The sequence below is a fragment of the Streptomyces sp. NPDC008079 genome (assembly GCF_042957385.1).
GTDB lineage: Bacteria > Actinomycetota > Actinomycetes > Streptomycetales > Streptomycetaceae > Actinacidiphila.
Genome location: NZ_JBIBIC010000038.1, coordinates 1 through 10,419, shown reverse-complemented (window position 1 = coordinate 10,419; position 10,419 = coordinate 1). Strand labels below are relative to the sequence as shown.

Here is a 10,419-nt window from a genome sequence, read left to right as displayed (position 1 = left end):
GGCCCGTAACGAGGAGGCCGCGGGCGACAGCGAGGTCGTACTCGACAAGCCGGACGCGAAGCTCGACAAGCCGGACAAGAAGACCGTGCGGGCGGAGGCGCGGGCCGAGAAGCGGGCCATCGACGACGCCGTGGAGGAGGCGCGCGAGGAGGATCTCCTCACGCAGATCCGGCACGAGGTGCTGCGCATCAGGCCGCAGGCGCCGGTCGAGCCCGCCCGCCTGGAGCGGGTGCGTCCGCGCACACTGATCAGTGTCATCGCCGGCGCCATCGGCGCGTACTTCCTGCTGACGCAGCTCACGCACATCGAGTTCGGCCCGCTCGTGGCCAACGCCCAGTGGGGCTGGGTGGCCGCGGCGGTGCTGTTCTCGGCGGCCAGCTACTTCGCGGCGGCCATGGCGCTGCTGGGGTTCGTGCCCGAGCGGGTGCCGTTCCGGCGGACCGTTGCGGCGCAGGTCGCCGGGTCGTTCGTGAAGATCGTCGCGCCGGCCGCGGTCGGCGGCGTCGCCCTGAACACACGCTTCCTCCAGCGCGCGGGAGTGCGGCCGGGGCTCGCGGTGGCGAGTGTCGGCGCCTCGCAGCTGTTCGGGCTCGGCTGCCACATCCTGATGCTGCTGTCCTTCGGCTATCTGACCGGCACCGAGAAGACGCCGTCGCTGTCGCCGTCCCGGACCGTCATCGCGGGTCTGCTGACGGTGGCTGTGCTGGTGCTCGTGGTGACCTCGGTGCCGTTCCTGCGGAAGTTCGTCGTCACGCGCGTGAGGTCGCTGTTCGCGGGTGTCGTGCCGCGCATGCTCGACGTACTCCAGCGGCCGCAGAAGCTGGTCACCGGCATCGGCGGCATGCTGCTTCTGACGGCCTGCTTCGTGATGTGCCTGGACGCTTCGATCCGGGCGTTCGGCAGCGAGGGGACCTCGCTCAGCATCGCCAGCGTCGCGGTCGTCTTCCTCGCGGGCAACGCGCTCGGCTCCGCCGCCCCGACCCCGGGCGGTGTGGGCGCGGTGGAGGCGACCCTGACCGTCGGTCTGATCGCCGTGGGCCTGCCCAGCGAGGTCGCCGCGCCCGCGGTGCTGCTGTTCCGTCTGCTGACCCTGTGGCTGCCGGTCCTGCCGGGCTGGCTGGCCTTCAACCACCTGAGCCGTAAGGGCGCGCTGTAGCGCGAGAGGGGCGCGGACGAGTCCGCGCAGGCCGGGCACCGGCGGCGGGAGACGCCCTGAGGGCTTGCGGTACGAGGACCCGGTCGCCGTACGTTGTAAGGGCCCGGAAGGTGAGGCGCCGCCGTACCTCGTACGGCCCGTGCCCCGAGCGCCCCACCACGTACGACCTCAGGATGGGACCATGCCGAAGCCTCCCCGGATGCGCGCCGCTGCCCTGACCGCCACCGCTCTGCTGCTCTCCTCCCTGCTGGCCGGTTGCAGCGGCGACGACTCCGGGAACGACGAGGACCTGACGGCTCAGGAGCTGGACTGGAAGGCCTGTCCGGCCCCCGACCAGGCGCAGGGCGGCGGAGGCAGTCCGTCCCCGCTGCCGGCCGACGGCACCTGGGAGTGCGCCACGATGAAGGCGCCCCGTGACTGGGACGACCCCGAGGGCGACACGATCGGGCTCGATCTGATCCGGGTGAAGTCCAGCGGCGCCGAGAACCGGCGCATCGGCTCGCTGATCTTCAACTTCGGCGGGCCCGGCGGTTCCGGAGTGACCACGCTGCCCACCTTCGGCGACCTGTACGAGAAGCTGCGCACCCGCTACGACCTGGTGAGCTTCGACCCGCGCGGGGTCGGCCGCAGCGCGCCGGTGCTGTGCGAGGACGACCAGCAGCTCGACGCCTACTTCCAGCAGGACACCACGCCGGACGACACAGCCGAGAAGACCGAACTCGTGGACAGCACCAAGAGGTTCAACGCGGCCTGCGAGAAGAACTCCGGGGAGATGCTGCCGCACGTGGCCACCACCGAGGCGGCGCGCGACATGGACCTGATGCGCCAGGTACTCGGCGACGACAAACTGCACTACTTCGGCATCTCCTACGGCACCGAACTCGGCGGTGTCTACGCCCACTTGTTCCCCGGCACCGTCGGCCGGATGATCCTGGACGCGGTCGTCGACCCGAGCGCCGACTCCGAGGGCCATACCGAGAACCAGGCCAGGGGCTTCCAGCGCGCGTTGAACAACTACCTGAAGTCCACCGGTCAGGGCGCGGAAGCCGGCACCCAGAAGATCGTGGACCTGCTGAAGCGGATCGACGCCAACCCGATGCCGACGTCCTCCGACCGCAAGCTCACGGAGTCGCTCGCGCTCACCGGCATCATCAGGCCGCTGTACAGCGAGGCGAGCTGGCCGACCCTGACCAGCGCCCTGGCGGCGGCCGAGCGGGGCGACGGCTCGGAACTGCTGGCGCTCGGCGACGACTACAACGACCGGGACGCGTCGGGCCGCTACGGCACGGGGACCCACTCGCAACGGGTCATATCGTGCCTGGACGACAAGCAGCGGCCGACGGTCGAGGAGACGAAGAAGCTGCTGCCGCGGTTCGAGAAGGTCTCGCCGGTGTTCGGTCCCATGCTCGGCTGGGACACGGGCGGCTGGTGCCACGACTGGCCGGTGGCCGGGCAGTACGACACCCCGGAGGTCAGTGCACCGGGTGCGGCGCCGATCCTGCTGGTCGGCAACACGGGCGACCCGGCGACGCCCTACGAGGGCGCCCGCAGGATGGCCGACGAACTCGGCAAGGGCGTCGGTGTGATGCTCACCTGGAAGGGCGAGGGCCACTCCGCGTACGGCAAGGGCAGCGGCTGCGTCGACTCCACGGTGAACGCGTATCTGCTGCAGGGGACGGTGCCGAAGGACGGCAAGGTCTGCTCATGACGACGGCGGGGGCTCCGAGCACCCATGGTGCGCGTAGCCCCCGCCGCTGGAGCAGTGCTCGCCCTGTGGGCGAGGCCGTTCGCTCAGTACACCGGCTTGTCGGGCTCGATCGTGTTGACCCAGCCGATCACGCCGCCGCCGACGTGCACGGCGTCGGAGAAGCCCGCGGACTTCAGGACGGCGAGGACCTCCGCGGAGCGCACACCGGTCTTGCAGTGCAGGACGATCCGCTTGTCCTGCGGCAGGTGCTCCAGGGCGCTGCCCATCAGGAACTCGTTCTTCGGGATGAGCTTCGCGCCGGGGATGGAGACGATCTCGTACTCGTTCGGCTCGCGGACATCGATGACCTCGATGTTCTCGCCGTCGTCCATCCACTCCTTGAGCTGCTTGGGAGTGATGGTCGAGCCGAGCGCGGCCTCCTGGGCCTCCTCGGACACGACGCCGCAGAACGCCTCGTAGTCGATCAGCTCGGTGACGGTCGGGTTCTCGCCGCAGACCGCGCAGTCCGGGTCCTTGCGGACCTTCACCGTGCGGTACGTCATCTCCAGGGCGTCGTAGATCATCAGGCGGCCGAGCAGCGGCTCACCGATGCCCGCGAGCAGCTTGATGGCCTCGGTGACCTGGATCGAGCCGATGGACGCGCACAGCACGCCGAGGACGCCGCCCTCGGCGCAGGAGGGGACCATGCCGGGGGGCGGGGGCTCCGGGTAGAGGCAGCGGTAGCAGGGGCCGTGCTCGGACCAGAAGACCGATGCCTGGCCGTCGAAGCGGTAGATGGAGCCCCAGACGTAGGGCTTGCCCAGCAGCACGCACGCGTCGTTGACCAGGTAGCGGGTCGCGAAGTTGTCCGTGCCGTCGACGATCAGGTCGTACTGGGAGAAGATCTCCATCACGTTCTCGGCTTCGAGCCGCTCTTCGTGCAGGACGACGTTCACGTACGGGTTGATGCCCTTGACGGAGTCGCGGGCGGATTCGGCCTTCGAGCGGCCGATGTCGGCCTGGCTGTGGATGATCTGACGCTGGAGGTTCGACTCGTCGACCTCGTCGAATTCGACGATGCCGAGCGTGCCGACGCCCGCGGCGGCCAGGTACATCAGGGCCGGAGAGCCGAGCCCGCCGGCGCCGACACACAGCACCTTGGCGTTCTTCAGCCGCTTCTGGCCGTCCATTCCCACGTCGGGGATGATCAGATGGCGCGAATACCTGCGGACCTCGTCAACGGAGAGCTCGGCGGCCGGCTCGACCAGGGGTGGCAGCGACACAGGGACCTCAGCAATACGGTTGGTCGGTCATCAGTCAGTACGTGCGGTACGTGCTGTCCCTGCAACACTGCCACGCCGGTCTTCATTCCAAGACACCCGGTCCGAGGACCGAGACGGAATCGGCTCACATCCCGGTCACGTCCCGGTCACGCTCCGGCCGCGCTCCCCCCGCGCCCTGGCCGTGCCCGGTCCGAGGGGCCGCCGCGCCGGTGCTACGTGCTCGGCGACGGCTGTTTGCGCAGCATACGGACGGCTTCGTGCCAGTATCCGGCCAGGCCCGCCCACGGGTCGGCGCCGTCCCGGTCCGTGCGGTCGGTGAGGCACACCGTGGACGCGCCCTGCCAGCGGGCGATCCGCAGGGCGGTGTCCAGATGGGACCTGGGCAGGCCGTGCACCAGGTGCACGAAGCGTTCCGGCGGGTACGCGGCCGTCCACTCCGGCGCCTCCGACCAGCGGTAACTGGTCCAGGGGCCGCAGAAGGTGACGAGCTGGTCGGCCAGTTCGGCGTATCCGGGCCACGGGTGCTCGCCGTGGCCGAGGACGATCTGGCCGCCGCCGCTCTCCGGCAGGCGCGAGGCGGCGACTCCCGCGCTCCCGCTGTTCCCGCTGGCCCCGCTGCCCCTTCTGCCTCTGCTGTCCCCGCTGTCCGCGGCGTCCTCGTTGCCCTCCGTGCCCTCCGCGCCCCCGGTGCCCCCGGTGTCCCCGGTGTCCCCGGTGTCCTCGTCGTCCGCGTGCAGCAGTGCCCGCAGCGTGGTCACCACCCGGCGGCACTCGGCGGCGTCGGCGCGGCCGGTCGGGGCGCGGTCCAGGTAGAAGCCGTCGACCCGGTACCAGTCCAGGTAGTGGGAGGCGTCGGCGAGCAGGTCGCCGAAGGGCCGGGTGCCGTTGCGGCAGTCCAGCAGTCCGAGGACCGGGACGCCGTTCTCACGGACGCGGCCGACGACCTCTCCGTACAGCGGGTCGGGCCGCGTACCGGGGCCGCGGGCCACGTCGAAGGCGGCCCAGTGCAGCGGGGCCCCCGGCCGGGCCAGTTCGGCCCATTCGGTGGGGGCGACGAGCGGGTGCGCGAACGCCGGGACGCCGAAGCCCATCGCGTCCCGGCCCGCGCCCGCACGGCGGCGCAGTCCCGTGCCCCACTGGTGCGGTCGCGTCAGACGCGACATGCCGCCTCCATCCACACATCGGCCAGGGACTCCTCCAGGCCGATCCGGGGCCGCCAGCCGAGCCGGTCCCTGGCGGTACGGACGTCGGCCTGCTGCCAGCCGCCGCAGCCGTCGGGGTACGGGGGCGGCCCGGCGGAGGCGGGCGTCTCGTCCAGCTCGTGCAGCGAGCCCTCGTAGCCCGCCACATGGGCGAGGGCCGCGGCCATCTCACGCATCCGGACGGCCCGGCCGCTGCCGATGTTCACCACGCCCTGCGCGGCGGACAGCGACGCGGCGTGCACGGCGCGGGCCACGTCGCGGGCGTCGATGAAGTCGCGCTGGACGCCGAGGCCGCCGAGTTTCAGCTCGCCGTCGCCGTTCTGCATCGCGCGGCGCAGGGTCTCGGCGACCCGGCCGAGCGGGGCCCCGGTCGGGGTGCCGGGGCCGACCGGGCTGAACACCCGCAGCACCACCGCGTCGAGACCTGAGCTGAGGACCAGTTCGGTCGCGGCGAGCTTGCTGACGCCGTACGGGCCGCCGGGGCGCGGCACCGCGTCCTCGCCGGTGGACGCGCCCTGCGGCGAGGGCCCGTACTCGGAGCCGCAGCCGAGCTGGACGAGCCGGGCGTCGACCTGGCTGCGGCGCATCGCCTCGCAGACGGTGGCGACGGCGACGGTGTTCTGCCGGGTCAGCTCGCGGGCACCGCCCCTGGTCGTACCGGCGCAGTTGATCACCACTCCGGGGTGCACGGCGTCCAGGAACCTGGCGAGGACGCCGGGCGCGCCGCTCGCCAGGTCGAAGCGGACATCCGCGTCGTCGCTCCTGCCGAGCGCGGTGAGCTGGACGGCGGGGTCGGCGAGGAGCCGCTCCGCGACATGCCGGCCGAGGAAGCCGTCGGCTCCGAGCAGCAGCACTCTCATCGCGTGCCTCCGAGTGCCTGCGCCAAGTGTCCCGTCGTGCGCCCGCGGGGCGGAAGGCCGTCCTCGCGGACGAGGAGGGGGCGTGCCGGGCGTCGGGCCGCGGTCGGGGTCGGGGCGGTTCGGTACCTGGTCAAGGGGTGTTCTCCTGGTCGTTCGTTCTGCTGAGGTCAGGGGTGGTGGCGCGGCGGCGGCCGGTGCGCGGAGGCACGGGGCAGCACGCGGAACGCCTGCGCGGTCAGCACGAGTGCGGCGGCGCCGCAGATGACGGCTTGCGCGGTGGCGGGGGCAGGGCCGAGGTGCAGGGGGGTCGCGGCGAGGGTCAGCGCCTCGGCGGCGCAGGCCGCCCCGAGACCGGCCGCCGCGTGGCCGGGGAAGCCGTGCACGGACAGCAGGCGCGCGGCGAAGAGCAGCAGGCCGAGGGCGGCCGGTCCGGCCAGTGGCGCGGAGCCCGCGACGGCGGTGGCCGTGTCGAGCAGGGCGATCAGCGCGACGGCGTACGCGGCGAGGGCCGCGGCCAGGCGGGGGCGTACGGCGTCGGCGAAGTCCGACAGGCCGTGGCTGGGGGCGAGTTGGGCCCTGGAACGGACGGCGAGCCAGTGCGCGCAGTACGCGGCGGGCAGCAGGGCGAAGGTGAGCGCCGCGAGGGTGGCGGCGCCGGCGGTGCGGCCGGTGGCGTGCCCGGCGTACAGCGCGTAGCCGAGCAGGCCGTACGTCCATACGGCGGCGCCCGCGCCGCGCTCGACCCGCAGCGGTCCGATCCGTACGGCGGCCCACGCGACGACGGCGACGAACGCCAGCAGCGGCAGCCGTACGCTTCCGGGGGCTCCGGCCGCCAGCGCGCACACCGCGCCCGGCACCGCCTGCGCGGCCCCGGTCCGCCAGCGCGGCAGGGCCCGTTCCCGCTCCCCCGGCGCCGCCTCCAGTCGGCGTACCGCCCTCGGGACCCGCGCGTACAGCTCCTCCGCGAGCCCGAAGACGTCCCGGTGCCGCAGGCGTCGCGCGGCTCCGTCCGTCACGCCGTGGGCTTCCAGCCCGGCCGCGATCTCCCACTCGTCCACGGCTCCCGCGATCAGCGCCTCGTGCCGGTGCATCACTCCCCGTACGGGGTCGGCGGGCCCCCTGCGCCGCGGCTCGTCCGCACCGCCCGGCCGCGCCCCCGCCCGAAAGTCCGCCACCCGTCCGCCGGCCTGCGGTCCGCCCCGCGCGGCCCGTCGCCCGCCGTCGATCCCCACCAACCGCCCTCCGGGCCGCGCCTCCCCACCCGCCCCCGCCCCAGCACCGCGTCGCCCCGCACCCTCGGCGTCCAGGCCGCCCGGTACCGAACCGTCCCGCTCGCGAGCAGAGCCGCCAGGCAGGGCCAAGTCCCCTTCCAGGACCGGCACTTCGAGTACGGAAGCGTTTGCGCCCGCGCGCGCCGATTCCTTCTCCGCCTCGGGGCCCTCGGCAACGCGGAGGCCCGCGCCGGGGCGCAACCCGCCGTCAGCGTCCAGGCCGCCCGGTACCGAACCGTCCCGCTCGCGAGCGGAGCCGCCAGGCAGGACCAAGTCCCCGTCCACGACGGGCACTTCGGATACGGAAACGTTCGTGCCCGGGCGGGTCTCGGACCGCGCGAGGTCCGCACGGCTCACGGATGCGGCACCATCCGGGTCCGCGAGGCGCGCGTCAGGCAATCCGCGTGCTCCATCATCACCCGGGTTCGCCGGCCCCGGCTCGGGCCGCCGCGCCGAATCCGCGTGGGCCTGCGGCTCGTCGGTGACGCGGGGGCCCGCGCCTGAGCGGGGCTCGCGCTGCTCGCGAGCGGGGTCGCCAAGCACCGCCAAGTCCCGGTCCACGACGGGCACTTCGGATGCGGAAGCGTCCGGACTCGATGGCGCGGGGGCGGGTGGGGAGGCGGCTCCGAACGAATCTGTGCGGGTCGGGGCGGCGGGGCGGGGCTGAGCGGTCTCGGGCGCGGCGGCGGGCGGTTGCGCGTCGTCCGCGACGACGGTCCGGGACCGTACGCGCGACGGGTCGCCGTCCGGGGGGGCCGGACGCAGCTCGGCCGGGTGCTCGTCGGTGTCCGGGTTCCGCGCCGGGAGGCGGGAGGCGCCGAAGAGGGCCGTGACCGTCTCGTCGAGGGAGTGGGGGGTGGCCTCGTCGTCGTAGGCGTCTATGTCTATGGCGGTGGGGTCGTCGGGGTCGTGGGGCGGGAGCCGCAGGGGTGAGGCGGGCGGGGCGGCCTGGGCGGTGAGGCGGGTGAGTAAGGCGTGGGCGGGGGTCGGCGTGGTCATGAGGGGGAGCCTCCGGAGGCGGACGGGGCACCTACGGGTTCGGGGGTGCGGGACCAGGCGGGGTGGGCGGGGGTGGGGGCCAGGCGGGCCGGGACGTGCGACTCGGCGGGAGCCGTGAACGGCCGCGGATCGCCCGCCGCGTCGAGCAGCGGCTCGCGCCGCACGGGATGGTGCGCGACCACGTCGAGATAGCTCTCGCGGAAGGCGTCCACGCACCGGGTGACGGTGAAGAGCGCGAGCGCCCGCTCCCGGGCCGCGGCCCCGAGCCGCGACGCCCGCTCGGGCCCGCGCAGCAGATCGACGACGGCGTCCGCCAGCGCCTTGGGGTTGCGCGGCGGCACGACGAGCCCGGTGCCGCCGATGACCTCGCGGACGGCCCCCACGTCGGTGGACACGGTGGGCCGCCCGCAGAACATCGCCTCCACCAGGCTCAGCGGAAAGCCTTCCGCGCTGCTGGAGAGCACCACGACGTCGCCCGCGGCGTACGCGTCGGCGAGTTCGGGCGCGCCGGGCGACCCGATCTCCTCGAAGCTGACGGGACTCTCACCGACGGCGTTGGCGTCGGCGGCCTCGTACGGGAAGAGCTGCGCGGCGAGCGTCCGGCAGTGCCCGAGGTAGGAGGCCGCGCGTTCGTCGGCGGCGCGCAGCCGCAGGTAGAAGATCCGCAGCCGCGCCCGCGGCTCGTCGGCGCGTATCGCGCGGAAGGCGTGCAGCAGCGCGATGAGGTCCTTCGCCGGATCGATCCTGCCGACCCAGGCGAGCGTGGGGTCGGCGTGCGCGGCGGGCGCGGTGGCCTCGGCCTCGGCGGCCTCGCCCGCGAGGGCGAAGCGCGCCGCGTCGATCCCCGGATGGATGGTCCGCATCCGGTCGCGCGGCGCCCCGCACCGCTCCTGCCAGCGCCGCACATGCGTGGAGCCGGGCGTGACGAGCGCGGCCTGCCGGTAGCTCTCCCCGGCGAGCAGCCGGTGGTAGTCGCCGAGCACCACCCGTACGGCTCCGGCCAGTCCGGCCGCGCGGTTCCCGAGCAGCGCCTCCCGTACCCGCACGGTGTACTCGGTGACGATGAGCGGCGTTCCGCAGAACCGTTTGGCCAGCAGGCCGGGCAAGGCCGCCGGGCCCCCGGAGACGGCGTGGCAGACATCGACGGCGCCCAGTTCGCTCGACCCGTACCAGGGCGCGGACAGCGGCCTGAGCTGGCGTTCCAACAGCTCGGCGACGGCGAGGAGTTCGGTGACGACGATGTCGCCGAGCACGGGACGCACGCCGGGGGCGCGGCACGCCGACTCCAGGGCGGCGAGCGCGTCCTCGCCGCGCAACAGGTCGGGCAGGCCGCCGTGTTCTGCGGCGACCTCGGCGAGACCGTACAGCCCGGAGGCGAAACGGTCCGCCCGGTCGGCGGAGCCGAGCCCGGCGCCGCCGGCCAGCGCCGCGACCAGGTCGCGGTAGTGGGTGAGGAAGTCGGCGCGTCTGGCGCGTCTGGCCGCCCGGCCGCCGCCGCACGTCGGCGCGAGGGCGGCGGCCGGGGGCTCCCCCCAGAGGCGTTCCGCGCGGAACCGCCGTACGTGCGACGGCACTTCGACGCGGCCCCCCGCCTCCGTCCGCGGTGACCGGCTGAGCGCGTACACGTCGAATTCGTGGTGCGCGAGACCGCGGACGAGCCGGTCGCACCACGCACCCCCTTCACCTCGCGCGTACGGGTAACCACCCTCGGTGAGCAATGCGATACGCACGTGTACGCCCCCTTTCTCCCTGGCTCGGCCACAACGGAATGTCGGCCGGGTGGCGCCCACGGGACCTGCGTCCGCCCGGCGCGAAGACGTTATTCCGGTACGGCGGTGGGGGGGGGGGGGGGGGGGGGGCCCGCCCCCCCCCAAGCGGGGGAGGGGGCTCAATTATAACACAAACCACCACGTATGTTGATGGGAGTGGGGGGGCCAAAACAACCCCCCCTCGCACCGCGG

At 73.7% G+C, this 10,419-nt stretch carries 7 protein-coding genes; 2 read left to right on the top strand and 5 right to left on the bottom strand.

The window, feature by feature from the left end:
* Both ACFZAM_RS36975 and ACFZAM_RS36970 read left to right on the top strand, forming a co-directional pair.
* A partial coding sequence (locus ACFZAM_RS36975; protein WP_391052951.1) for a flippase-like domain-containing protein occupies positions 1–1,156 on the top strand: 1,156 nt, incomplete at its 5' end.
* 181 nt (positions 1,157–1,337) lie between these two features.
* Positions 1,338–2,864, top strand: a complete 1,527-nt coding sequence (locus ACFZAM_RS36970) for an alpha/beta fold hydrolase (protein WP_391052948.1) — start codon at positions 1,338–1,340, stop codon at positions 2,862–2,864.
* Positions 2,865–2,947: 83 nt separating this feature from the next.
* Here the strand turns inward: ACFZAM_RS36970 and moeZ are convergent, their stop codons facing one another.
* The 5 genes from moeZ to ACFZAM_RS36945 all read right to left on the bottom strand — a co-directional run bounded on the left by moeZ (position 2,948) and on the right by ACFZAM_RS36945 (position 10,188).
* Positions 2,948–4,126, bottom strand: a complete 1,179-nt coding sequence (gene moeZ, locus ACFZAM_RS36965; protein ID WP_355348647.1) for an adenylyltransferase/sulfurtransferase MoeZ — start codon at positions 4,124–4,126, stop codon at positions 2,948–2,950.
* 212 nt (positions 4,127–4,338) lie between these two features.
* Positions 4,339–5,217 (bottom strand): spherulation-specific family 4 protein, encoded by an 879-nt coding sequence (locus ACFZAM_RS36960; RefSeq protein WP_391052954.1) that lies wholly within the window; start codon positions 5,215–5,217, stop codon positions 4,339–4,341.
* A gap of 59 nt (positions 5,218–5,276) precedes the next feature.
* Positions 5,277–6,188 (bottom strand): NAD(P)-dependent oxidoreductase, encoded by a 912-nt coding sequence (locus tag ACFZAM_RS36955; RefSeq protein WP_188283310.1) that lies wholly within the window; start codon positions 6,186–6,188, stop codon positions 5,277–5,279.
* Positions 6,189–6,355: 167 nt separating this feature from the next.
* The gene (locus ACFZAM_RS36950; protein WP_391052944.1) at positions 6,356–7,279 is read right to left on the bottom strand and encodes a hypothetical protein; all 924 of its coding nucleotides are present in this window, start codon (positions 7,277–7,279) and stop codon (positions 6,356–6,358) included.
* 1,175 nt (positions 7,280–8,454) lie between these two features.
* Positions 8,455–10,188: a DUF3492 domain-containing protein gene (locus ACFZAM_RS36945; RefSeq protein ID WP_355348641.1), complete on the bottom strand. Its 1,734-nt coding sequence runs from the start codon at positions 10,186–10,188 to the stop codon at positions 8,455–8,457.
* Positions 10,189–10,419 lie beyond the last annotated feature (231 nt).

Coding starts and splice junctions, on each gene's coding strand:
- ACFZAM_RS36960 (WP_391052954.1), bottom strand. CDS start 5,217: ATGGGCTTCGGCGTCCCGGCGTTCGCGCACCCGCTCGTCGCCCCCACC.
- ACFZAM_RS36950 (WP_391052944.1), bottom strand. CDS start 7,279: ATGCACCGGCACGAGGCGCTGATCGCGGGAGCCGTGGACGAGTGGGAG.
- ACFZAM_RS36970 (WP_391052948.1), top strand. CDS start 1,338: ATGCCGAAGCCTCCCCGGATGCGCGCCGCTGCCCTGACCGCCACCGCT.
- ACFZAM_RS36955 (WP_188283310.1), bottom strand. CDS start 6,188: ATGAGAGTGCTGCTGCTCGGAGCCGACGGCTTCCTCGGCCGGCATGTC.